The organism is Priestia sp. YIM B13551 (assembly GCF_042787905.1).
Taxonomy (GTDB): domain Bacteria; phylum Bacillota; class Bacilli; order Bacillales; family Bacillaceae_H; genus Priestia.
The window spans coordinates 158719-181035 of sequence record NZ_JBHZOX010000007.1 but is presented as its reverse complement, the minus strand read 5'-3'; the positions used below and the strand labels follow the sequence as shown (position 1 = coordinate 181035).

The following is a 22317-nucleotide window of genomic DNA, read 5'->3' as shown; positions in this document are numbered from 1 at the left end:
TTGCATGTATTAGGCACGCCGCCAGCGTTCATCCTGAGCCAGGATCAAACTCTCCGAAGAAATGTTTGACTTGCTCATTTAAAAAATAAAAATTAACGTTGACGTTTGTCGCTTTGTTCAGTTTTCAAAGTTCAACCGCCGCTCTTAAGCGACTTTTTAATCTTACCAGTTTATCTCTTTCTTGTCAACAACTTTTTTAAGAAGTTTTTTCAAGTTTTTGATAAATTTAGTATCGCTCATCGGCGACGTATATAAATTTATCACGGATATTTTAAAGCGTCAATAGATTTTTTAAAATAAATCGTGTTTTTTTAGAAAAACCTTTTATCCAGGCTATAAAGTCATATGTCAGGGTATCTACACGTCATAACCGCACCGTATCAGATACCCTTTATCCTCTCTATCATTTCGCCACATAGTGTCTATGGTACAAACTCTTTCCCTTGGTTTCTACTTTTTTTACCATAATGATATCTTTTTCAATTAAAAACTCAAGAAGTATTCCTAAATCAATAGCATAAGGGCGTATTTCGGGATGATGAACCAGTTCATTAAACGTCCATTCCTGCTTTTCACTTTTCATAATATGAACAAGATGCTTGGCACCCAATTCAGTTTTTTTATTTACTAGAAATTCACTCGCTAAGAAAAGCAGCTCTAAACGCTTGCTAACCTCTTCTTGGCTAATAATTAGTTCTTCGTAAAGACGATGAATTTCAGGTTCTATTTTTTTCACTTGGTTCCATACTGTCACTTCTGGGTGAAATCCATTTTCCAACACAGACAGTCGTGCTAAATGATGAAGAGCATGAATGACATGATTGAATGCATCTAAATAATGATTAGACGCATAAAAGTCTTTTCCTTCTTTAAATCGGCGAATCAACTTAGCAAACTCGACACCTATTCTCTTTGTCCGATCTTCTCTAGGGAAATCAATTAAGCGTTTCTTTAAATTTTCCATATATTCGTTGCGATCAAATAGCACTTTACCATTTAAGATCCAATCAATAATACGGCGGTTCGTCCCATTCATAATCCATTCACTCATTTGCTGTTCAGAAGCCATATAAAGTGCCGCACGCTCATTTTCATATTCGTATTGTTTAATAAAAAGAGACGTTTCTGTAGTTTTGGTCACAATAAATAAGATAGCATCCAAATTATCCGTCACTGGAGATTCTGATTTCTTTTTTTCAATCAGTAAAATACCTAGTGTGTCTTTATTGCTAGCTCTTTCTTGATATATTGGCCGTAAAACATCTTCCATCTTGAGCTCTCCTAACTGTAATAAACAAATATTTTTCAAACTTTTAAAGGCTATGGACTAAGATTTCTTTTTTTATTATATACGATGTATAACGGATATCCCACTCAGAATTATGGAAATCATTCAGAAAGCTCAAAAACCAACGATAATTTTCCGAAGATTCAATTTTTATTATCATTCACTGTCTCACTCTATGATATATTGGTAACAGGAGGGATACTGATGGGGATAAAGTATTCAAATAAAATTAACAAGATTCGCACGTTTGCACTCAGCCTGATCTTTGTTGGTTTCATTGTTATGTATGGGGGAATTTTCTTTCGGTCTTCAGTCTGGCTAATGACTATTTTTATGCTTTTGGGGTTGCTGTGCATCGTAGCTAGTACCGGCGTTTATTTCTGGATTGGCATGCTTTCTACAAAAGCGGTTCAAGTAACCTGCCCTACATGTCAAAAGCAAACCAAAATGCTAGGGCGCGTAGATATGTGTATGTATTGCAACGAGCCGCTTACGCTTGACCAGTCTCTTGAAGGAAAACAATTCGACGAAAAGTATAATAGAAAAAAACAAAAAGAAAGCTGATAGTATCACTACTATCAGCTTATTAATGCGCTTTTTTAGCCGTACAATCAGGACACGTTCCGTAAATTTCCATTCGGTGGTGACTAATATCAAAGTCAGTAATATGAGCAGCCAGCTTTTCTACTTCGTCTAAACCAGGATAATGAAAATCCACAATTTTTCCGCAGCTTTCGCAAATCACATGGTAATGCTCTGTTGTAACATAATCAAACCTGCTTGATGCATCACCGTATGTTAGTTCCTTTACAATACCTACTTCGCGAAATACTCTTAAATTATTGTAAACGGTTGCTACACTCATATTTGGAAACTTACCTTCCAGCGCTTTATAAATATCATCTGCTGTTGGATGTGTCATTGAATTGATTAAATACTCTAAAATAGCATGACGTTGTGGTGTAATACGAACGCCAGTACCTTTTAACGTTTCAAGGGCTTCTTGTAAATGATTTGACACGTCATGCACCCCTCTTCTGTAAGTATTATTACTTTATAATTCTTATAATTAGTCTACATGTTTTACCCACGTTTTGTCAACTTGATGCCTATTCCTATTTTATGTAATAAGTAGAAATTTTTCATATATTTTATGCAAAAAAAGAAGTGTGGAAATCAATCCACACTTTTAAATATATTAACATCTGAGGAGGTATGCCCTACACTGATATTGTATGTTCAAAGACTAAAACTGCTCTAGTTATCTGCCTGTTTTTATGCCATTTTTTCTTTAATAAATGATAAAGCTTCTTCCACATGCCCTTTCACTCGAACCTTGCGATATTCTTTTACGAGCATTCCTTCTTTATTAATGATAAAAGTGGAGCGTTCAATGCCCATATATTCTTTTCCAAAGTTTTTTTTCAGTGTCCATACTCCATACTCTTCAGCTACGCTGTGATCTTCGTCAGCTAAAAGTAAGAATGGAAGGCCGTGCTTATCAATAAACTTATGGTGTTTGTCGATTGGATCCGGACTCACTCCTAGAATCACCGCATCTAGCTCTTCAAAATTTTCATGCTGATCTCTGAAATCACAGGCTTCTGTTGTACAGCCTGGCGTCATATCTTTCGGATAAAAATACAGCACAACGTTTTTGCCTTTCATCGACGCTAGTGATACTTGCTCTCCATTTGTAGACATCAATACAAAATCGGGTGCTTTTTCTCCAACTACAGCTGTCATATTTATCTTCTCCTTTACGCTTTTCATTTTCTTTGAATAGCGTACCCAATATTAGATAAGATGACAAGTTTAAGTGCGGGTAACAGTTCGCATCACAAAGATTGCAGGCATAATATAGCCGATAAACGCTTCAAAAGTTGCAAATAATTTCCCAATTCCAACCGGATACATATCTCCGTAGCCTACTGAAAATAACGTCGCTGCGCTGAAATACATACTGTTAAACAGGGTATAAAAATAATGACCTTCATGTTCAAACCCTCCGCTTAATACTGGAATACTCCCCATCTCACATACTGTATAAATAAGGCTAAATCCCAATAAAACTGTAATATATGAATAAAACAAGACAAAGAAATGACCAATTGAGAAAAAATGAAATTCTCCAAGTTCTTTTTCAAAGAGAAACTTCATACTACCAATTACAAAAACAATGATAACGAGGATTAGAAAAATAACCATCATTCTACTCCTTTAATTTATACTCTACTACCACTATACGCGCGTTCTTGTCCATTCATTACTACTCCGAAGCCACCAAAAAGAGCAGGCATTTAATTGCCTGCTCCTCTGTATTTTTTGACCCCTGTATTCCATAAGAAAATAGAGATTACAAAAAAGACGATTCCTATAACTGGAGTTAAAAATGCATATCCATACCATTCTGACCTTCCTAAGAAATAAGCAGCTGGATATACGCCTACAAATGCAAAAGGAAGAATCCACGTTAAAACATATCGGATGACATTATTATAAATATCTACAGGATACCTTCCGTAGTTTCCAATATTATAAATAGTAGGCATAATAGAGGTTCTGGCATCGGACCAGAAGCCTATGCTTGCTAAGGCGATGAAAATTCCTGCGTATACAAGCGCTCCTCCTAAAATAAATAATAGAAAAATAAAAACATCATACCACTGGAAATGAAGATGTAAAGAAGACGCAGCATAAGCCATTACTGCAATCCCTGTGATACCACCAAACAATGATTCTAGTTCCATCCGCTCTAAAATAACTTGAAACAAACTGTGAATTGGCCGCGTTAAAATTCGGTCCATTTCTCCTTTAACAATGTACCGCTCGTTGAAATCCCAAATGTTAAAGAAAGACGAAAAAATAGCAAAAGGGACCAAAAAGAAACCATAAATAAAGATAATTTCCTCTCGTGACCATCCGTGCAGAGACTGAGTATGTCCAAATACAACTAAAATAAAAATCAAATTAACTGTTTGAAACAATAAGTCTGAAATGATTTCAACTACCATGTCGGTGCGGTACTGAAGCCTTGTTTTCATATATTGACTAATGTACTGAAAAAAAATCGAAAAATAAAACATTTTCATAGACTACCCTCCTTGAATAACCATTTTTTTCTTCGCTATGTTCCACAAACATGCAATAGGGATAAATAGAAGTCCTGACCAAACTGCTTGTGTGATAAGAGCATTTATTACTTCCTGCCCTTTAAATCCATTTGTGAAAATCATGCTCGGAATATAACTAATGGCTTGAAAAGGGAAATAGCTCATAATATGTTGCGCCCAGAAAGGATAGAAGCTGATGGGCAGAAGAAGTCCTGAAAACAAATCAATAACAACGCGCTTCGCTCGAATGAGTCCATCATTGTTAAAGAGAAAGAAAGTCGTAATACCCGTTAATAAATTAATTTGTGTATTAATAATGAAACTAAAAATTAAAGACAGTCCAAAATAAAGCCATGTTGCTGCATTTGCTGAGAACTGTACTGGAAATAAAAACGCGACAATAATCATGCCGGGCACTGAGAAAAACAGCAGCCGAAAAATCCCTTCTCCCAGTCCTTGCATTGTTTTCATACCAAGGTAGCTATAAGGCTTAATTAACTCTACTGCCACTTTGCCATCTTTAATTTCCATTGCCATTTCACGGTCAATGTTATTAAAATAAAAGGCTCTTGCCATCCATGAAACTGCTACATACGTTGTCATTTGGGTAATGGATAACCCTTGAATATTCTCTTTTCCTCCATAAATAGCGGACCATAAAAAGTAGTAAGCACCAATATTAATAGCATAAATCAATATTCCGCTGTAATAATTCGTCCGATACGCCAGCATCATTAAAAAGCGAATGCGTATCATCTCTATATATTTATCCATTCACAACACCTTCTTCATAAATGTTGCGGATGATTTCTTCCGTTGAAATTTCTTCAATGTTAATATCACTGATTTCATGCTTTGCCACCACTTTAGCAATCAGCTGCGACATCAAGTCCCCTTTATTTTGAAGCTGCGCTGTCCACAAATATTTTTGATCACCTTCAATCCAGTTAACAGGCATCCCTTGCGTCAATAGCTTCAACTGTTCTTTATTTGGCGCGGTTCCAAATTCAAACGTAACTTGTTTAAGATCTCCCCAATTCGAACGCAGCTTTTGCAGCGATCCGTCATAAATAATACTGCCTTCATCCAGCATTACGACGCGTTCACATAAAGCTTCAATATCTGCTAAATCATGTGTCGTAAGCAAAATCGTCGTATTATATTTTTCATTAATTTCTTTTAAAAATTGGCGGATTTTTAATTTAACTAGTACATCTAAACCGATCGTCGGTTCATCTAGAAATAGAAGCGGCGGATTATGAATAAGAGCAGCAGCCAGCTCACAGCGCATTCTTTGACCTAGCGAAAGCTTTCGCACCGGCTTATCTAGTAGCGGTCCAATATCTAAAGTTTGAATAACATGCTCCATATGAGCGTTATAATCTTCATCTGACACTTTGTATACTTTTTTTAACAGGCGAAAAGATTCTTGTACGGCAATATCCCACCACAGCTGAGAGCGTTGACCAAAAACAACACCAATCGTTTGGGCAAACTTTTCTCTTTCCTTATGAGGATTCATTCCATTTACGGTAATGTCGCCTGAAGTAGGAGTTAAGATTCCTGTCAGCATTTTGATTGTGGTCGATTTCCCCGCTCCGTTTTCTCCTATATACCCTACCATTTCCCCTTGTTTTACGGTAAACGATATATCGTTCACCGCTTTCATGACTCTATAATTACGGGTAAATAAATCCCGGAATGCCCCTTTAAGGCCAGAGCGGCTAGAATAGGCTTTAAATTCTTTACGAAGTTGATTCACCTCAATAGCATTTTTCATTGTATTCCCTCCGTTACGTCGACGTATTAGTGGTTTCTTTTATTGTTTCCAGCGCCCTTGCTAGCAACTCCTCCAAGAGACGAGGAACTATTTTCTAGCAGTTAGCTCACAAATTTCTATCATACACGTTCTCGAATGTTTTTCAAGAAACAAATAAGTTTGATAGAATAAAGAAGTTGAACTTTTCATTAGGAGGCATACTATGCAATTTACAAAATCAGAACAATTACACGCTGAAGCACTCGAACATATTGTAGGCGGCGTTAACAGCCCTTCACGTTCATATAAAGCCGTAGGAGGCGGAGCACCTATTGCAATGGAGAAGGCAAGCGGAGCTTATTTCTGGGACGTTGATGGAAATAAATATATTGACTATTTAGCAGCTTACGGTCCTATTATTACGGGACACGCTCATCCTCATATCACGAAAGCTATTACAAAAGCAGCTGAAACGGGTGTTCTTTACGGTACTCCAACTGCTCATGAAGTCACATTTGCTAAAATGCTCAAAGAAGCGATGCCCGCATTAGATAAAGTGCGCTTCGTCAACTCTGGAACAGAAGCCGTTATGACAACGATCCGTGTAGCACGCGCTTATACTGGACGCGATAAAATTATTAAATTTGCAGGTTGCTATCACGGCCATTCAGACCTTGTATTGGTGGCAGCTGGATCTGGCCCTTCTACACTCGGAACTCCTGACTCTGCAGGTGTACCAAAAAGTATCGCTAATGAAGTCATCACAGTTCCTTTTAACGATATTGAGCCTTACAAGGAAGCATTAGAAAAATGGGGCGATCAGATTGCGGCTGTTTTAGTAGAACCAATCGTTGGAAACTTTGGAATTGTTGAGCCTGAACCTGGCTTTCTAGAACAAGTCAACGAATTGACTCACGAAGCTGGAGCACTTGTTATTTACGATGAAGTTATTACAGCGTTTCGCTTTATGTACGGTGGAGCTCAAGATTTACTTGGTGTAAAACCTGATCTGACTGCCTTTGGAAAAATCATCGGCGGCGGCCTTCCAATCGGAGCCTACGGCGGTAAAAAAGAAATCATGGAAAAAGTGGCGCCGCTTGGACCCGCTTATCAAGCAGGTACAATGGCAGGAAACCCAGCTTCTATTCTTTCTGGAATTGCTTGCCTAGAAGTACTAAAGCAAGAAGGTGTTTATGAACAGTTGGATAAGCTAGGGGCGATGCTCGAAGAAGGTATTTTAAAACATGCTCGTACATATAACATGCCTATCACTATCAATCGATTGAAAGGCGCTCTTACTGTCTACTTTACAACGGAAACGGTCAAAAACTATGAACAAGCAGAAAATACAGACGGCGAATTATTCGCACGCTTCTTTAAACTAATGCTCCACCAAGGTGTCAACTTAGCTCCTTCGAAATATGAAGCATGGTTCCTTACTACAGCTCATACAGAACAAGATATTGCCGAGACATTAGAAGCAGTAGAAAAAGCATTTAAACAATTAAGTGAAGAACGCTAATTCTTATTCTAAAGAGGCTGAGATAAAAGAATTTTAGACGAAGTGAAAAATGAACCATTAATCAACATGTTTGATTTGTGGTTCGTTTTTTTTGTTATGGTGAATATAGTTTCATGCGTGTAGGTCTTTCTAGCAGTTGATTGGAGGGCAAGGCGAAGACTCCTGCGGGAAAAGCAGAACAGGTGAGACCCCACAGGAGCGTATGCGACGAGGAGGCTTAGCGGCCGCCCGCGGAAAGCGAAGTCTTGCATGGAAATCAACTGCTGTGTCACAAGCGGTTCAGCTCATGTATCCCATTTGTTCGTCTTGAGATTGAATTTATTTCGTTATGTCTCGACCTCTTTTTCGTTTTACCTTTGGGTTTCCTTATAGAACATTCCCACCTTTCATAACCATTTCTTACGCGTCATCTCCTTTTTGTCAGCCTGTCGAAAAATCCCGAGAAATACCCTTATTTTTCTGCTTGTTTTCTCTTGATATCCATTCTTAAACCTTGTATAGTATGTTATTGTTTATATTATTTCCAACAGGTTATGTAATAAAGAAGGATTGATTTTTGCAATTTATCATTTGTTTTGGGGAACATTCTTCATAACGAAAAAACTTTTTTACAGAAAGGAACTACGAACGCACATGAAACTTGGTGCCCGCATCTTAAAAACGGGAATTGCCATTACACTTTCATTGTTATTAGGTGAATTTCTAAGTTTACCATCTCCAATATTTGCGGCAATTGCGGCAGTTTTTGCAATTCAACCGTCTATTTACAGATCTTATTTAACAATATTGGAGCAAATACAGGCGAATGTGATTGGAGCTGCTTCTGCAGTTTGTTTTGGACTTATTTTTGGTACCCATCCCATCATTATTGGTTTTACCGCTGTTGTTGTCATCGCAGTCAACTTAAAATTACGTATTAATAATACAATTGGGCTTGCGCTTGTGACAGTAATTGCAATCATGGAAAATCCAGGAGATAATTTCGTTGAATATGCACTTATACGCTTTGGTACAGTGTTACTTGGGGTATTCTCAGCATTTATTGTCAATCTTATTTTTATTCCGCCAAAGTATGAAACAAAGCTGTATTATAAAATTGTAAGCACAACGGAAGAAATTATTAAATGGATTCGCATGAATCTTTATCACGCATCTGAGCACACATTGTTAAAAGAAGACATTGAAAAAATGAAAGACAATGTGGCTAAAATGAATCAACTTTTCGATTTTTACAAAGAAGAACGCACTTATTCAACCAAAAAACGTTTTGTTAAGTCACGCAAGCTCGTTTTATTTCGTCAAATGATTACCGTAACAACACGAGCTCTTACAACCTTGAAGCTACTCCACCGAGTAGAAAATGATCTCCAGGTCATGCCACAGCAATTTCAAGATTTAATCAAATCTGAAGTTGAGTGCCTGTTAATGTATCATGAGCAAGTATTATTAAAATTCATTGGGAAATTACGCGTACAGCCAACCACTACTGTACCAAACGAAGCCTGCGTTGGAAAACGAGCTTTAATCGATAAATTTATGCAGTACAAAATATACGATAATGATGAAGAGAATAAGGTTATTTATCATATCTTCCCTTTGATCTCTGTCATCATTGAGTATAGTGAAGAGTTAGAGCATCTTGATAAGCTGATTGATACGTTCCAAAACTATCACAAAGATGATAACTCATTTGATATTAATCATCAGCGACAAGAAGATTAAAAACACCACCTATTGTTAGACAATAGGTGGTGTTTTTAAATTGTATCAAGCTGCTGAACGTTAAAGAGCTGATAGTAATGACCTTTTTTCTTAATTAACTCCTCATGAGAACCTCGTTCGACTACTCTTCCATTTTCTAAAAGTACAATTTCATCAACATGAGTAATTGTAGATAAACGATGGGCTACAATGAAGGTCGTGCGATCTTTTGCTAGTTCAGCTAATGCTTCTTGAATATAGTGCTCACTTTCTAAATCTAGAGCTGAAGTGGCTTCATCAAAAATAAGAATAGCTGGATTTTTTAAAAATACGCGCGAAATGGAAATACGCTGCTTCTGTCCCCCTGATAGCTTCATTCCCCGCTCTCCCACTTTTGTATCATATCCTTCAGGCAAATTCATAATAAAATCGTGGGCATTTGCGGCTTTTGCCGCAGCAATTACTTCTTCATCTGTCGCTCCTGGCTTTCCAAGCAGTATATTGTTTTTAACCGTGTCACTAAACAACACCGTATCCTGCAGGACGATTCCAATCTTATCTCGCAGGCTGCGTACTTTATAGGTTTTGATATCAATGTCATCAATGAGAATTTTGCCCTCTGTCACATCGTAAAAGCGCGGAATTAAGCTGATAAGCGTGGATTTCCCGCCTCCGCTCATTCCAACAAACGCAACGGATTTTCCTTTTTCTACATCTAAATTAATATCATGAATCACCGGTTTTTCTTCTTCTTCATAAGCAAATGAAACGTGCTCAAACTGCACCTTTCCATGAAGCTCAGTGCATTCTTTTGCATCTTTCTTGTCTGTAATATCGTATTCTTCATCAATGAACTCAAACACCCGGTCCATAGATGCAACAGACTGCGTGAGCGTAGTCGATGAATTAACCAAGCGGCGAAGCGGATTATACAAGCGGTCAATGTAGGCAACAAATGCTACCATCGTTCCTACGCTAAGACTTTCTGTGATGACTTGATATCCAGCAAATGTAATCACGATTAAAGGCGCCAAATCGGTAATGGTATTTACTACTGCAAATGTTTTTGCATTCCAATTCGTATGATTGATTGCTTTTTGTAGAAAATTTGAATTTTGCTTATCAAATTGTTTCTGCTCATGAGGCTCAATAGCAAAGCTGCGAATAACAGAGATCCCTTGAACCCTTTCATGTAAGTGCCCTTGCACTTCCGCTAAAGCCTGCGAACGGACTCTTGTTAAATGGCGAAGACGACTGTAAAAATATTTTACAGAGAACGCATAAACCGGCAGCAAAATAATCGATACCAGTGTTAAAGGTACATTCATCGTAAACATAATCACAATGGCTATTACAATCGTCATCATATCAAGCCATACATTCATTAAGCCTGTGATAACAAAGTTTTTTGTTTGCTCTACATCATTAATGACTCGTGAAATCACTTCACCCGCTCGAGTATTTGCATAATAACGTAAGCTAAGCTTTTGAATATGGCTAAACAGCTGATCCCGTATATCATATAGTACTTTGCTCGATACCCACTGAGCATAATACTGCCTGTAATATTCAATGGGAGGTCTTAACACTAAAAATATAACAAACGAAATCCCCATAATCGTCACCATTTTATGAACTTTTTCAGAAGAAGACATGCCATGTCCATTTACGATATCGTCCAAAACATATTTCAAAAGCAGCGGAATTAATAAAGGAATAGCAAATTTAATAATACCAATTAATACAGTGCCGACAATTTGCCATTTGTATGGCTGTACAAACTTCATGTAGCGTCTTATACTTCCCATAAAATCTCCCCTTTCTATCTATGAGGGCAAGCTTTCTTAGTATATGTACACGCGTCGATTTTTTAGTGCTTTTATCTCTTCTAAAAGATGGTGAGCATAACGCCAAAAAGAACATTATATCAAACAGTCAGCTTTAGACGGCCTAACATAATGTTCTCTAGATCATTCATCAAGAATGCCGATATGTTAAAAAACGCTCATACCAAATGTCAATGAAATCTGGAGCAAACGGGCCTTTTCGCTGTCGAATCCAACCTTTTAACTCCTCGACGTGATTATGTAAAATACGGTCAATCACTTCTGGATAATTCATTTCTTTTCGATGCTTCTCATATTCATCTTCATCAAGAAGGGTGTATGTCATATCTGGATAGACTTTGATATCTAAATCATAATCAATATATTTGAGCGCTTCATTGTCATCATAAATGAACGGCGAACTGATATTGCAGTAATAATAAATTCCATCTTCACGGATCATCCCAATGACGTTAAACCACTGCTGAGCATGAAAATAACAAATTGCAGGCTCTCTTGTGACCCATGTTCGTCCATCTGATTCTGTAACGACCGTACGATCATTTCCTCCAATCACTAAGTTATTGGTTGCTTTTAATACGGTTGTCCGATCCCACACGCGATGAATATGTCCATTATGCTTGTAGCTGTGTATTTGAATTGTTTCTCCTTCCACCGGAATTCCCATCTCCAATACCTACTTTCATTTTAGCACTTAAAAAAATTCATATAACGTCTCCATTTGTCTTATGTTTATTATAACGGTTTCTCTCTCATTTTAACACAAATGTGCTAACCTTCTTGAGTTCAAAAAAGCCACTCCCCCTACTTTTCCTTTGCTTGGCAGCCTTAAAAAAGAGAGGAAGTGACACATCAATGTTCATTAAGCAAGTGTAGAGCAAGCCCCTTCACTTTTATATGTACGAATAATGTCTTCGGTTTGTGCTTCAAACGTCAATTGAATCTCTTTTAATTTTAGCTTCATTTCACTAATCTCACCTTGCACAGAATGAAGTTTTGCTTCTTCATGAAGTTTTATTAGTTCACCTTCGATTTCCTGACAGCGCTCAATCTCAGACTGCAAAAACAGAAGTTGATCCATGGTCTCCAATTGTTGAGTCACTAGCTCATCAAATTTTTTCATACGATAGCTCCTCCCTATTTGCTTTAACCATACACGCGGCACTTCTGTTAACATTCTGTTTAGGTGATACAGATTCCTTTGACGAGTTGTGTAAAGTTTCAAGAAGTTTTGTCATACTTTGTTGCTTTTTATATAAGAAAAAGCGAACTTAACATCGCCGTATGAAAGACGTTAAGTTCGCTTTTGATATTAACCTTGGTATTTACCAGAGTTTTGGTTTTTCTTTGCTTGAGCTTGTGCGTTTTGTTGTCTCACTTCTTGAGCACTTGTTTCGCTAGCAAATTCAGTACCGAAGTTGTTTTTAGATGCTTGAGCATTTTGGCTTTTGTTTGCCGCTGCTTGTGCATTTTGTTGTTTCACTTCTTGTACATTTGTTTCGCTACCAAATTCAGTACCGAAGTTGTTTTTAGATGCTTGAGCATTTTGTTGTTTCACGTGTTGTGTGCTTGTACCAGATGCTGTTTTGTTTGTTTGTTTTGCCATTGTAATCACCTCCACGAAAATTAATATGCCCGGGAGGTAAATAGGGTATGCAAACTTTTTTCAGTATTTTAAGGCGCAAGCACAAAATACATTTACCTTACATTAAAAGTGAACGCCCTCCATCAATAATAAGCGTTTGACCGCAAATCATATTTGCTTGATCGGACACTAAGAACATAACTGCATCTACCATGTCTTTTGGTTCCACCATACGACCAGCTGGAGTATGCTTGCGTGCATCATCTAGAAGCTCATCGCGATTTGGGAAATGTTTTAATGCTTCTGTATCCACAGCTCCTCCAGATACAGCATTTACCACAATATTCTTTGGAGCCAGCTCCACTGCTAAATAGCGGGTCAACGCTTCTACAGCAGCTTTTGACACGCCTACTGTTGTATAATTTTCTAAATAGCGAATAGACCCAAGCGAACTGATGGTAACAATCTTTCCTCCGCCTACTTTTTCCATACGTTTAGCCGCTTCTTGTGCACAGAATAAATATCCTTTGCTGTTAATATCCATTGTCCAGTTCCAGTGAGTTTCTTCCAATTCCATAATAGGACGTAAAACTCCTGACGCTGCATTACTTACAAATACGTCTAAGCGACCGAATACTTCATCAATTTGCTCAAACATTTCTTTAATTTTTTCTACTTTTCCTACGTTTGCTTTAACAACTAATGCTTCTCTGCCTAATGCTTTGATTTCTTCTGCTACTTCCTGCGCTGCACTTTTGCTTCGTGCATAGTTTAATACAATATCGTATCCTTCTTTAGCCAGACGTAAGGCAATTTCTTTACCAATACCTCTGCTGCTTCCCGTAACTAGTGCTACCTTTTGTGACATGATGTCATCTCCCTTATGTATCGTATTATCTTTACATTGTACTGATTTTATCGCATAAGAAACAAGTAATATAGGGAAAATAGATAAAACTTGATGAAATGAATGAGGTGAATAGAATGTATGTAGGTAGAGACATGACGGCTCTTTCAATGATTTCTAAAAGCGAGTGGAAAGACAGCGAGCTTGCGTTTTTCCATCATTCTTTACAGCAAATAACGCCGTATTTAAATGCTGAAGGACAAAGTATTCATCAGCAAATTATTAAAGAAATTGAAGCACGGGGCGGGTTACAGCGCCAGGAAGCAGATTACACACACGGCACGCATGTATCATATGATTAAATAAAAAGAAGCGCGGAGTTTATCCGCGCTTCTTTTATTTAACAAGTAAATATTCTTTTAAGATTTTTTGATGGGAAACAGGAAATGCATATTGTTCTAAATCTTTTTCAGAAACCACTTTCAAATTTTTTAATGCACTGATATCACTTATAAGCTCTGCTTCATATACTGTGATATTCCAGACGATATGAGAAAACACGTGCTGAATCGTCGTAAACGGTGCATGGATTTTAATATCGGCTCCGTACTCATTTTGAATAAATGCGTGAAGCTGCTGATGATCTGGCGCTATACTAAGATCTACTTCTATATTTGGAAATTCCCATAGGTTAGCTAAAAGTCCTTTGCTTGGACGTTTATGAATCAGATAATTTCCTTCCTCGTCTCTAATCACCGCTGCAGCAAGCTGAAGAGCACGCGGCGCTTTTTTCTTTGATTTAACAGGAAGCTCATTCTGCACTCCTTCTTCAAATGCACGGCAGTGTTCGCGAACTGGACATAATAAACAGGAAGGAGAAGTTGGTGTACAGACAATGGCACCAAGTTCCATCATGCCTTGATTGAAATAGGAAGGATTATCTTTTGAAATAATTTCATGCACGATATCTTCAAACAGCTTTCTTGTTTTCGGTTTTGCAATATCATCCCAAACGGATAAAATGCGCGATAGCACACGCATGACATTTCCATCTACAGCAGGTTGCGGCACTCCGTATGCAATACTTAAAATGGCTCCTGTTGTATAAGGGCCTACTCCTTTTAGTTTAGAGATTTCTGCTGGCGTATTTGGAACTTCTCCCCCGTATTGTTCGTGAACTTCTCGAACGGCGGTTTGTAAATTACGGGCACGGGAATAATAGCCTAATCCTTCCCACGCTTTTAACACATCATCTTCATTCGCATAAGCTAAATCTTTAATAGTGGGAAATTTGCTAATAAAATTATTAAAATACGGAATGACCGTATCTACTCTCGTTTGTTGAAGCATAATTTCAGATACCCACACTTTATAAGGGTCCTGATCTTGACGCCAAGGTAGAATGCGCTGTTCCTGCTCAAACCAAGAGATTAAGTCATCTTGAAATGCTCGAATATCGAAATTTTGTACAATATCTTTACTTTGTTTCACGTCATAGCCTCCGAGGTATTAACTATACATATACAATGTGTTGCTTTTTGAATCTTAGTAACTTTATGATAACCTTATAACAACTACAAATATGAATAGTAAAATGAATTGTTCAAATAATGAATAAAAACAGCTAATTTGCTGCGTTAGTAATAAAGCGAGATTTTTCGCCCTAAATCCAGCTTCCATGCTGAATTAGGATAATCTAAGATTGTCATTTTACAAAGGAGGAGTTCGCTCTGGATACTGGTACACACATTGCAATGGGAATCGCTTTAGGCGGCCTTGCAACATTAGACCCCACTGTATCTGCGAATACAGCCACACTGGATGCTGTAATGATTGGCGTAATGGCCGGGTCATTAGCACCTGATTTAGACACTGTTTTAAAGCTGCGAAACAATGCACAGTATATCCGCAATCACCGTGGAATTACACATTCTATCCCGGCTGTTATTTTATGGCCTTTGCTTATTGTGCTCATTCTTTCGCTTCTGCTGCCAGGAGCTAACTTGCTGCATCTATGGATGTGGACCTTTGCAGGCGTCATTATTCACGTTTTTGTTGATATCTTTAACGCTTACGGCACGCAAGCTTTACGGCCTTTCACAAATAAATGGATTGCGCTTGGCGTAATCAACACGTTTGATTACGTGATTTTTTCAGCTCACGTCCTTGCGATTATCATTTGGTTTGCTGGAGCAGAGCCGGGACCAACATTCATTACGCTGTATGTGCTATTGGCGTTTTACTATGGACTGCGCTTTTATATGCGCCACCAGATCGCCAAGAAGCTTCGAAAACAGTTTCCTGATGTAATCAAGCTCAATATCTCTCCTACAATGCGTTTCACTCACTGGCATTTAGCTGTGACGACCGAAAAGTATTTTCACGTAGGAAGAGCAATCGGAGAAGAAATTTTTATTTATGATACGTTTGATAAAGTTCCAATCCCTGAATCCGCTGTAATTGAAGTAGCGAAAAAAGATGAAAATTTATCTGCTTTTCTTTCATTTTCACCTATTTATAGATGGGAACTGGACGAATATAACGACCATATTGAAGTGCGCTTTATTGATTTACGCTACCGCAGCAAGGATTACTATCCATTTGTAGCCGTGGTCCAGCTTGATTACGATTTAAATATTATTTGCTCATACACAGGTTGGATTTTCAGTGAGAAAAAATTGCGTAAAAAGCTTGATTACCTCCCGCACTAATCATAACAAGAACAAATATGAAACCCAAAAACGAACCGTCTTGAGAAGACGGTTCGTTTTTATTTAATGTTTTAAATAGTCATCGTTATTTAATAAATGCTGATATTTAGGGTTTTTAACCGCGATTTCATGAAGTTTGTCACCGTAGCTGTTGATATACATCGTAACAACCTTTTCCGTCGCTTCTTTACCTTTATAATCATATCCTGCTTTTGCGTAAGATGACTCAAAATCTTCCCAGAAAAGTTCAACCCACGTGCGAGCTTGAGCGTATGAGAGCGAACTGTTTTTATTTAATAGCTGATTCGTTAATCTTTCAAATATATCGTTCATAAGAACACCTCGATTACCAAAATTCTTTATGAGTATGTTTGCACTTTTAACTTACACTATAAATGCGGAGTTATTCACTCCCTCATGTACTATATCATAACCGCAACGCTTTCTGTTGTAAAAGGAGAGGTATCGATGCGCAATAAAGCAAAAGATTTTCCAAACCAACATCATACTAAGTTTGAAGGCGAACCTCGAGCAAAAGCTGAGTACGCTTCAAAACGTGCAAATGGAACTATTAACACGCATCCTCAAGAACGTATGCATGCTTCTAATGAGCGCGAAGAATAACCGCTTGCTTTACGTTTAAAAATAGAGTGAATATAGAAATCAAACAAGCAGCACACTTCGTGCTGCTTGTTTATCCCTTTATTTTTTCAACATGGAAATAGGCAATGCCTCTTCGTTTTGCGGTGAGCCAAGCCTAAATCCCCACGCAAAAACTCCGTTCATATAATCAATTTTAAAATATGAACCCGGATCTCCTTGAATTTCATATACTTCCCCTGCTTTAAACGTTTCGGGATCCAATAAATACGACCTAGCCATTGTTACCTTTCTTTCTAATACTGCATACTCATTGACCATGCCGAGCTGTTCAGCTTTTCGTGCTTTTTCTTGAAGAGACCCAATTTCTTGTTGAAGTTCATACGTCGTCATATCGCTGTAACGTTTTTCAGACATGCTGTTTTCCCCCTTGTTTGCTTTCATTTTATTATAACAAAAGGTATAACTAAAGGGAGACTATGAAAAGGGAGTTTTGGGAATGAAAACAGTGCTAATCACGGGCGGTGCGACGGGTCTTGGAAAAGAACTCGCTAAATTTTACGCAAAAGACTACAACGTCATTCTAGCTGGACGCAATCAATATAAATTAAAAGAGGCGCAGCATGAGCTAGGAGACAACGTATATACGATGTCTGTAGATATTACAAAGTATGAAGAAGTAGGAAAATCTGTAGAAAAACTGCTGGTGCAGCATTCAGTAGATATCCTTATCAACAATGCAGGCATTGGACATTTTGGTCCTTTGACCGATTATACAAAACAAGCCATCGATGAAGTCATCGATACAAATGTAAAAGGAACTATTTTTTTAACACAAGCGCTTATGCCTCATCTCTTGACGAGACCTGAACCTAAAGTTATGAATATCATTTCAACTGCAGGACTTCGCGGGAAAGCTAATGAAAGCGTCTATGTGGCAAGTAAGTTTGGCGTAAGGGGATTTACAGAAAGTTTAAAAGTGGAATACAAAGATACCAGCCTTCATGTGATTGCAGCTTACATGGGAGGCATGAATACCCCTTTTTGGGATCACAACAACCACATTAAAGATAAAAGCCGATTGCGCTCGGCTTCAGAAATTGCTGAGATTATTTATAAACAGCAGAATGACTCAGAAGATATTTTGTTTTAAAAAAGAGTGAAACATACCTACATCAATCTAATCTAAAGATAAACAAATTGTATAAATGATCTTATAGGAATTGCTTGTGACACAGCGGTTGATTTCCGTGCAGGACTTCTCCCTTTCCGGGGACGGCAGGAGTCTTCGTCTTGCCCTCCAATCAACTGCTAGAAGCAACTAAACATATGAAGTTTACGTTTACCATCACACTGAAAAAATCCGAACGAGTTGGATTCTCCATCAAGAATCTCGATTCATCGTTCGGATTTCCCTTCAACTAACATACTTTTGTCCCGCCTTTATTCCTCTTCAATAGAATCTAGAAATGATTGAATTTGGTCAATAGAGAATCCTTTTCTATAAAGAGCCTGCTTCATTTTTTGCTGATATTCCCAGCCTTCATACTTTGAAAAACGACGATGAGCTTTCATTCCTTGGTATTGCAGAGCTTCCCATGCTTCATCGCTTTCTTTTTCTGTATTCGTGCGCTGAAATGCTTCTTGAATAATAGAAAATGAATAGCCCTTCACTGCCAATGCTTGTTCCATTTTTTGTTTCATCATTACTTGAGATAATTTTTTATATTTCCCTTTTAACTTTTCAATTAATTTCACAGCAGTTTGAATTTGCTGTTCTTCAGGGTATTCACATAAACTAAGGGTAATAATGGAATCAGAAATTCCCTTTTCTTTTAATTCTCTTTGAATCACATTTGGTCCTTTTGATGTCGTGTTCATTTGAGTTAACACGAATGCTTTTGCAAACTCTTCATCATTTAAATAACGGTGGCTGACTAATTTCTGAATAACTTGTTGAATAATAGTAGAGTTAATTTCTTTTTTCTTTAAATAATCATGTACCTCTTTTTCAGAGCGCATTCGATAAGATAAGTAAGTGATCGCTAAATTATAAGCTTTTTTCTCATCATCTGCGTACTGAATTTCCGTTAATTCAAATTCATCAAGCTCACGACCTTTTTTCAAGTCATATTTGATGAGGACATTTTCGTCAACACCAAAGCCAAACTCTTCACCTTTACCGTAATCTAAATACACATTATAACGTTCACCGCTATTCTTTTGCGTTGTGATTTTTGTGACAACAGGCATAACCTTCACCTCATATTTCTTATTAAATTGATGGCTGAAGAACCGCCAAACGTATCATACACATTTTTATTTATCTCAATAAAGGAGGAAATTCGTATGAAAATTGTTATTGCTGGAGGAACTGGATTCGTAGGTAAAGCTTTAACAAAACATTTTTTAACACAAAAACATTATGTATATATTTTAACACGCAATGCAGATAAAGCTGCAAGAGATCCGAAACTTAAATATGTAGAGTGGATGCAAGAAAACAGCCAACCTGAAGAGCATGTAGAAGGAGCAGACGTTTTTATCAATTTAGCTGGCGTTTCACTTAACAGCGGCCGCTGGACGGACGAGCGCAAAAAAGCCATTGTGGAAAGTCGCCTTTCTTCTACTCAAGAAATCCTTCGTATTATGGCTGCCTTACCCGAAAAACCGTCCCTTTATGTAAACGCAAGCGCAGTTGGTTATTACGGGACATCAACTACAGAAACGTTCACAGAAGCTTCTCCATCCATGGGCACAGATTTTTTAGCTGAAACAGTAAAAAAGTGGGAAAATGAAGCGTTAAAAGCGATGGAACTCAATATTCGTACTGTTTTAACAAGGTTCGGCGTTATATTAGGCAAAGATGGCGGGGCACTCCCTTCTACTGCCCTTCCTTATAAATTATTTGCAGGAGGAACAGTTGGTTCGGGAGAGCAGTGGATGTCTTGGGTGCATCTTCAAGACGTCGTCAAAATTATTGATTATTGTATTCATACCGAACAAATAGAAGGACCTGTTAACGTAACTGCCCCAAACCCTGTTCAAATGAAAGAGTTTGGAAAGACGATTGGCAAAGTGTTAAATCGCCCTCACTGGATGCCCGTACCTAGCTTTGGCCTTCAGCTGCTGATGGGAGAAATGAGTATGATTATTTTGAAAGGACAGCGTGTTTTACCTGAAAAATTGATTCAACAGAATTACATTTTTACATATACTGTATTAGAAGATGCATTGCGAGATTTACTCTAGTTATTTTCTGATATTTACCTAAAACAGGTGACTAAGCTGCCGATAGATAGGAGCATCCTTTATGAAAACCATTCTCTTGAAAAATGCAACGCTCTATCCTATTACGTCAAAACCTATTTATAATAGTGATGTGCTCATTCAAGATGGAAAAATTGTTTTAATTGGGCCAAACTTGCAGCCTCCTCTTCAAGTAGAAGTCATTGACTGCAAACAGCGCTACTTATTCCCTGGATTTATTGATGTTCATACACATCTAGGACTATATGATGAAGGAACCGGCTGGGCGGGAAATGATGCTAACGAAACAATCGAGCCTATGACTCCCCATATCCGAGCTTTTGACAGCGTACATCCTTTAGATCCTGGGTTTAAAGATGCCATTGAAGCGGGTATTACGTCTGTACACATTATGCCTGGAAGTGCAAATGTGATCGGAGGTACAACGTCCGTTATTAAAACAGCCGGAACAAGTATTTCTCAAATGTTGATTCAAGAGACAGCTGGACTTAAGATTGCGCTAGGAGAAAATCCAAAACGAATCCACAGCCATGGCAATAAAGAATCCATTACACGAATGGGCATTATGGGGATGCTGAGAGAAGCCTTTTATCATGCAAAAAGCAGTGACAATAAAGATGATTTGCGAATCAAACCGCTCATTCAAGCACTGAATAGAGAGATTCCCGTTCGAATTCATGCTCACCGAGCCGATGATATTCTATCAGCTCTGCGCTTAGCAGATGAATTTAATTTAGACGTTCGTATTGAACACTGTACAGAAGGTCACTTAATTGCTAAAGAGCTAAGTGGAAGAAACTTAAAAGTAAGCGTGGGACCAACTTTAACACGCCGCTCAAAGGTTGAATTGAAAAATAAAACGTGGAAAACCTATCAAGCTCTCTGCAATGAAGGAGTAGAAGTTTCCATTACAACAGACCACCCTTATACGCCCATTCAGTACTTAAATATTTGTGCATCCATTGCCGTACGTGAAGGACTCGAAGAACAAAAAGCATTAGAAGGCATCACGATTGCTGCTGCTCGAAATCTCCGTATTGATCAGCGAATCGGCAGTATCGAAGCAGGAAAAGACGCTGATTTAGTGCTATGGAGCCATCATCCCTTTCACTACTTAGCAAAGCCCCTTTTCACCATGATAGATGGTAAAATATTATTTAAAAAAAATTAACATTTTACCTATTTTCTTTTTTTATTTTTTTTAGTATGATACGTTTAGAAGCATGTGAATTTCACAAAAGCATAAACATCACACGTTGACTTTTTATGTTTGTTGACTTGTAATGGGAAGGCAAATGGTGCGCCACCAGGTAACTGGTTCTAGTGGGTTCGATTCCCACCCCGAAATTTTTTTAATTATTAAAAAATTTCGAGGGTGGGGACTTGATTGGAGTCTGTATATACCCTCGATCAGGAGGGAAAAGTTATGTTAAAAAAACGTGACCTAAATGACTGTCAATCTCTATACGAACTCATGGTACATCCTGATGTCTTCCCTTTTGTTCGTCATAAAGCCCATTCCTATGAAGAATTTTTATTTGTGACTAAACAAACGATGGAAGCAGAAGATCATGGAGAAATTATTTCTCGCACGATTTTAGACGAATGGGGTAACCCTATCGGCACCATTAATTTATTTGATGTACAGGACCAAGCTGGTTTTTTAGGCACTTGGCTTGGCAAACCGTTTCATGGAAAAGGATATAATCAAATTGCAAAAGAAGCGTTCTTTAATGAACTGTTCTTTGAGTTAAATATAGAGCGAATTTTTATGCGAATTCGCAAAATTAATATTAGGTCTATTAAGGCTGCAGAAAAACTGCCTTATGCAGTACTTGCGAATGAAACACACAAAGCTTTATACGATGAAATTAATCAACATGAAGACGTATATGATTTATACGAAATTCCAAAAGACTTGTATACATTATACTACTTGCGTCACGAGCAAGACGTTCAAGAAGATCACCAGCTTAAAGAAGCGTAAGAGTCTCTCCGTGTAACGGAGAGCTTTTTTTATGATTAAAAACGAGAAATTCTGGAAAAAATAAGTAGCATGATCGAAAAACGTTAA

General features: G+C 37.8%; 28 protein-coding genes and 1 rRNA gene. 11 read left to right on the top strand and 18 right to left on the bottom strand.

Going from position 1 to position 22317, the window contains the following annotated elements:
• Both ACFX4N_RS25650 and ACFX4N_RS25645 read right to left on the bottom strand, forming a co-directional pair.
• Positions 1-60, bottom strand: a 16S ribosomal RNA gene (locus tag ACFX4N_RS25650); the annotation flags it as partial.
• Positions 61-403: 343 nt separating this feature from the next.
• The gene (locus ACFX4N_RS25645) at positions 404-1270 is read right to left on the bottom strand and encodes a nucleotidyltransferase-like protein (RefSeq protein WP_013055174.1); all 867 of its coding nucleotides are present in this window, start codon (positions 1268-1270) and stop codon (positions 404-406) included.
• A 222-nt stretch (positions 1271-1492) separates the two neighbouring features.
• Between ACFX4N_RS25645 and ACFX4N_RS25640 the strand changes: the two genes are divergently transcribed.
• Positions 1493-1852: a YgzB family protein gene (locus ACFX4N_RS25640; RefSeq protein WP_013055173.1), complete on the top strand. Its 360-nt coding sequence runs from the start codon at positions 1493-1495 to the stop codon at positions 1850-1852.
• 22 nt (positions 1853-1874) lie between these two features.
• Here the strand turns inward: ACFX4N_RS25640 and perR are convergent, their stop codons facing one another.
• The 6 genes from perR to ACFX4N_RS25610 form a co-directional block, all read right to left on the bottom strand.
• The gene (perR, locus tag ACFX4N_RS25635) at positions 1875-2309 is read right to left on the bottom strand and encodes a peroxide-responsive transcriptional repressor PerR (protein ID WP_013055172.1); all 435 of its coding nucleotides are present in this window, start codon (positions 2307-2309) and stop codon (positions 1875-1877) included.
• 254 nt (positions 2310-2563) lie between these two features.
• Positions 2564-3034, bottom strand: a complete 471-nt coding sequence (bcp, locus tag ACFX4N_RS25630) for a thioredoxin-dependent thiol peroxidase (RefSeq protein ID WP_013055171.1) — start codon at positions 3032-3034, stop codon at positions 2564-2566.
• Between the two features lie 69 nt (positions 3035-3103).
• Complete coding sequence (locus tag ACFX4N_RS25625) at positions 3104-3496, bottom strand: ion channel (RefSeq protein WP_013081554.1); 393 nt, start codon at positions 3494-3496, stop codon at positions 3104-3106.
• Positions 3497-3588: 92 nt separating this feature from the next.
• Positions 3589-4374 (bottom strand): ABC transporter permease, encoded by a 786-nt coding sequence (locus ACFX4N_RS25620; protein WP_057275247.1) that lies wholly within the window; start codon positions 4372-4374, stop codon positions 3589-3591.
• 9 nt (positions 4375-4383) lie between these two features.
• The gene (locus ACFX4N_RS25615; RefSeq protein WP_043977886.1) at positions 4384-5175 is read right to left on the bottom strand and encodes an ABC transporter permease; all 792 of its coding nucleotides are present in this window, start codon (positions 5173-5175) and stop codon (positions 4384-4386) included.
• A complete protein-coding gene (locus ACFX4N_RS25610; protein ID WP_013055167.1) occupies positions 5168-6181 on the bottom strand; it encodes an ABC transporter ATP-binding protein in 1014 nt (337 codons plus the stop codon). The genes ACFX4N_RS25615 and ACFX4N_RS25610 overlap by 8 nt, the downstream gene beginning before the upstream one ends.
• Before the next feature lie 202 nt (positions 6182-6383).
• Between ACFX4N_RS25610 and ACFX4N_RS25605 the strand changes: the two genes are divergently transcribed.
• The 3 genes from ACFX4N_RS25605 to ACFX4N_RS25595 all read left to right on the top strand — a co-directional run bounded on the left by ACFX4N_RS25605 (position 6384) and on the right by ACFX4N_RS25595 (position 9404).
• The gene (locus ACFX4N_RS25605) at positions 6384-7682 is read left to right on the top strand and encodes a glutamate-1-semialdehyde 2,1-aminomutase (protein ID WP_013055166.1); all 1299 of its coding nucleotides are present in this window, start codon (positions 6384-6386) and stop codon (positions 7680-7682) included.
• A 136-nt stretch (positions 7683-7818) separates the two neighbouring features.
• Positions 7819-7992 carry a hypothetical protein gene (locus ACFX4N_RS25600; protein WP_171843283.1) on the top strand — a complete coding sequence of 58 codons (174 nt, stop codon included), beginning with the start codon at positions 7819-7821 and terminating at the stop codon, positions 7990-7992.
• Between the two features lie 323 nt (positions 7993-8315).
• Positions 8316-9404, top strand: a complete 1089-nt coding sequence (locus ACFX4N_RS25595; RefSeq protein ID WP_013055165.1) for an FUSC family protein — start codon at positions 8316-8318, stop codon at positions 9402-9404.
• 35 nt (positions 9405-9439) lie between these two features.
• Here ACFX4N_RS25595 and ACFX4N_RS25590 read toward each other — a convergent pair whose 3' ends face one another.
• From ACFX4N_RS25590 to fabL, 5 genes are all read right to left on the bottom strand, one after another.
• Positions 9440-11191 (bottom strand): ABC transporter ATP-binding protein, encoded by a 1752-nt coding sequence (locus ACFX4N_RS25590; RefSeq protein ID WP_013081549.1) that lies wholly within the window; start codon positions 11189-11191, stop codon positions 9440-9442.
• 169 nt (positions 11192-11360) lie between these two features.
• Complete coding sequence (ntdP, locus tag ACFX4N_RS25585; protein ID WP_013055163.1) at positions 11361-11897, bottom strand: nucleoside tri-diphosphate phosphatase; 537 nt, start codon at positions 11895-11897, stop codon at positions 11361-11363.
• A gap of 195 nt (positions 11898-12092) precedes the next feature.
• Entirely contained in the window at positions 12093-12353 is a 261-nt protein-coding gene (locus ACFX4N_RS25580) for a YgaB family protein (protein WP_013055162.1), read from the bottom strand.
• A gap of 189 nt (positions 12354-12542) precedes the next feature.
• Positions 12543-12836, bottom strand: a complete 294-nt coding sequence (locus ACFX4N_RS25575) for a gamma-type small acid-soluble spore protein (RefSeq protein WP_013055161.1) — start codon at positions 12834-12836, stop codon at positions 12543-12545.
• Positions 12837-12933: 97 nt separating this feature from the next.
• Positions 12934-13683: an enoyl-[acyl-carrier-protein] reductase FabL gene (fabL, locus tag ACFX4N_RS25570; RefSeq protein ID WP_013055160.1), complete on the bottom strand. Its 750-nt coding sequence runs from the start codon at positions 13681-13683 to the stop codon at positions 12934-12936.
• Positions 13684-13799: 116 nt separating this feature from the next.
• Here fabL and ACFX4N_RS25565 point away from each other — a divergent pair, with 116 nt between their 5' ends.
• A complete protein-coding gene (locus ACFX4N_RS25565; protein ID WP_025752758.1) occupies positions 13800-14024 on the top strand; it encodes a hypothetical protein in 225 nt (74 codons plus the stop codon).
• Positions 14025-14058: 34 nt separating this feature from the next.
• On the opposite strand, the gene mutY is transcribed toward ACFX4N_RS25565, so the two are convergent.
• A complete protein-coding gene (gene mutY, locus ACFX4N_RS25560; RefSeq protein WP_013055158.1) occupies positions 14059-15153 on the bottom strand; it encodes an A/G-specific adenine glycosylase in 1095 nt (364 codons plus the stop codon).
• 239 nt (positions 15154-15392) lie between these two features.
• Between mutY and ACFX4N_RS25555 the strand changes: the two genes are divergently transcribed.
• Positions 15393-16373 carry a metal-dependent hydrolase gene (locus ACFX4N_RS25555; RefSeq protein WP_029324552.1) on the top strand — a complete coding sequence of 327 codons (981 nt, stop codon included), beginning with the start codon at positions 15393-15395 and terminating at the stop codon, positions 16371-16373.
• Between the two features lie 63 nt (positions 16374-16436).
• On the opposite strand, the gene ACFX4N_RS25550 is transcribed toward ACFX4N_RS25555, so the two are convergent.
• Positions 16437-16706, bottom strand: a complete 270-nt coding sequence (locus ACFX4N_RS25550; RefSeq protein WP_013055156.1) for a YfhJ family protein — start codon at positions 16704-16706, stop codon at positions 16437-16439.
• Between the two features lie 135 nt (positions 16707-16841).
• Between ACFX4N_RS25550 and ACFX4N_RS25545 the strand changes: the two genes are divergently transcribed.
• Entirely contained in the window at positions 16842-16997 is a 156-nt protein-coding gene (locus ACFX4N_RS25545; protein ID WP_013055155.1) for a small, acid-soluble spore protein K, read from the top strand.
• Between the two features lie 78 nt (positions 16998-17075).
• On the opposite strand, the gene ACFX4N_RS25540 is transcribed toward ACFX4N_RS25545, so the two are convergent.
• On the bottom strand, positions 17076-17390 hold the full coding sequence (locus ACFX4N_RS25540) for a YfhH family protein (RefSeq protein ID WP_013055154.1): 315 nt from the start codon (positions 17388-17390) through the stop codon (positions 17076-17078).
• Between the two features lie 82 nt (positions 17391-17472).
• Here ACFX4N_RS25540 and ACFX4N_RS25535 point away from each other — a divergent pair, with 82 nt between their 5' ends.
• Positions 17473-18126 carry an SDR family NAD(P)-dependent oxidoreductase gene (locus ACFX4N_RS25535; RefSeq protein WP_013055153.1) on the top strand — a complete coding sequence of 218 codons (654 nt, stop codon included), beginning with the start codon at positions 17473-17475 and terminating at the stop codon, positions 18124-18126.
• Positions 18127-18158: 32 nt separating this feature from the next.
• On the opposite strand, the gene ACFX4N_RS25530 is transcribed toward ACFX4N_RS25535, so the two are convergent.
• Both ACFX4N_RS25530 and recX read right to left on the bottom strand, forming a co-directional pair.
• Positions 18159-18281, bottom strand: coding sequence for a hypothetical protein (locus ACFX4N_RS25530; protein WP_257128630.1), 123 nt, complete (start codon positions 18279-18281; stop codon positions 18159-18161).
• 135 nt (positions 18282-18416) lie between these two features.
• Complete coding sequence (gene recX, locus ACFX4N_RS25525; protein WP_028410123.1) at positions 18417-19226, bottom strand: recombination regulator RecX; 810 nt, start codon at positions 19224-19226, stop codon at positions 18417-18419.
• Between the two features lie 96 nt (positions 19227-19322).
• Here recX and ACFX4N_RS25520 point away from each other — a divergent pair, with 96 nt between their 5' ends.
• The 3 genes from ACFX4N_RS25520 to ACFX4N_RS25510 all read left to right on the top strand — a co-directional run bounded on the left by ACFX4N_RS25520 (position 19323) and on the right by ACFX4N_RS25510 (position 22230).
• A complete protein-coding gene (locus ACFX4N_RS25520; protein WP_013055151.1) occupies positions 19323-20225 on the top strand; it encodes a TIGR01777 family oxidoreductase in 903 nt (300 codons plus the stop codon).
• 61 nt (positions 20226-20286) lie between these two features.
• Positions 20287-21414, top strand: a complete 1128-nt coding sequence (locus tag ACFX4N_RS25515) for an amidohydrolase (protein ID WP_013055150.1) — start codon at positions 20287-20289, stop codon at positions 21412-21414.
• A gap of 255 nt (positions 21415-21669) precedes the next feature.
• Positions 21670-22230: a GNAT family N-acetyltransferase gene (locus ACFX4N_RS25510; RefSeq protein ID WP_013055149.1), complete on the top strand. Its 561-nt coding sequence runs from the start codon at positions 21670-21672 to the stop codon at positions 22228-22230.
• Positions 22231-22317 lie beyond the last annotated feature (87 nt).

Coding starts and splice junctions, on each gene's coding strand:
- ACFX4N_RS25565 (WP_025752758.1), top strand. CDS start 13,800: ATGTATGTAGGTAGAGACATGACGGCTCTTTCAATGATTTCTAAAAGC.
- ACFX4N_RS25580 (WP_013055162.1), bottom strand. CDS start 12,353: ATGAAAAAATTTGATGAGCTAGTGACTCAACAATTGGAGACCATGGAT.
- ACFX4N_RS25575 (WP_013055161.1), bottom strand. CDS start 12,836: ATGGCAAAACAAACAAACAAAACAGCATCTGGTACAAGCACACAACAC.
- ACFX4N_RS25610 (WP_013055167.1), bottom strand. CDS start 6,181: ATGAAAAATGCTATTGAGGTGAATCAACTTCGTAAAGAATTTAAAGCC.
- ACFX4N_RS25590 (WP_013081549.1), bottom strand. CDS start 11,191: ATGGGAAGTATAAGACGCTACATGAAGTTTGTACAGCCATACAAATGG.
- recX (WP_028410123.1), bottom strand. CDS start 19,226: ATGCCTGTTGTCACAAAAATCACAACGCAAAAGAATAGCGGTGAACGT.
- fabL (WP_013055160.1), bottom strand. CDS start 13,683: ATGTCACAAAAGGTAGCACTAGTTACGGGAAGCAGCAGAGGTATTGGT.
- ACFX4N_RS25540 (WP_013055154.1), bottom strand. CDS start 17,390: ATGTCTGAAAAACGTTACAGCGATATGACGACGTATGAACTTCAACAA.
- ACFX4N_RS25515 (WP_013055150.1), top strand. CDS start 20,287: ATGAAAACCATTCTCTTGAAAAATGCAACGCTCTATCCTATTACGTCA.
- ACFX4N_RS25520 (WP_013055151.1), top strand. CDS start 19,323: ATGAAAATTGTTATTGCTGGAGGAACTGGATTCGTAGGTAAAGCTTTA.
- ACFX4N_RS25625 (WP_013081554.1), bottom strand. CDS start 3,496: ATGGTTATTTTTCTAATCCTCGTTATCATTGTTTTTGTAATTGGTAGT.
- ACFX4N_RS25640 (WP_013055173.1), top strand. CDS start 1,493: ATGGGGATAAAGTATTCAAATAAAATTAACAAGATTCGCACGTTTGCA.
- ACFX4N_RS25615 (WP_043977886.1), bottom strand. CDS start 5,175: ATGGATAAATATATAGAGATGATACGCATTCGCTTTTTAATGATGCTG.
- ACFX4N_RS25550 (WP_013055156.1), bottom strand. CDS start 16,706: ATGAACGATATATTTGAAAGATTAACGAATCAGCTATTAAATAAAAAC.
- ACFX4N_RS25545 (WP_013055155.1), top strand. CDS start 16,842: ATGCGCAATAAAGCAAAAGATTTTCCAAACCAACATCATACTAAGTTT.
- ACFX4N_RS25645 (WP_013055174.1), bottom strand. CDS start 1,270: ATGGAAGATGTTTTACGGCCAATATATCAAGAAAGAGCTAGCAATAAA.
- ACFX4N_RS25510 (WP_013055149.1), top strand. CDS start 21,670: ATGTTAAAAAAACGTGACCTAAATGACTGTCAATCTCTATACGAACTC.
- ACFX4N_RS25595 (WP_013055165.1), top strand. CDS start 8,316: ATGAAACTTGGTGCCCGCATCTTAAAAACGGGAATTGCCATTACACTT.
- ACFX4N_RS25605 (WP_013055166.1), top strand. CDS start 6,384: ATGCAATTTACAAAATCAGAACAATTACACGCTGAAGCACTCGAACAT.
- ACFX4N_RS25620 (WP_057275247.1), bottom strand. CDS start 4,374: ATGTTTTATTTTTCGATTTTTTTTCAGTACATTAGTCAATATATGAAA.
- bcp (WP_013055171.1), bottom strand. CDS start 3,034: ATGACAGCTGTAGTTGGAGAAAAAGCACCCGATTTTGTATTGATGTCT.
- ntdP (WP_013055163.1), bottom strand. CDS start 11,897: ATGGGAATTCCGGTGGAAGGAGAAACAATTCAAATACACAGCTACAAG.
- ACFX4N_RS25535 (WP_013055153.1), top strand. CDS start 17,473: ATGAAAACAGTGCTAATCACGGGCGGTGCGACGGGTCTTGGAAAAGAA.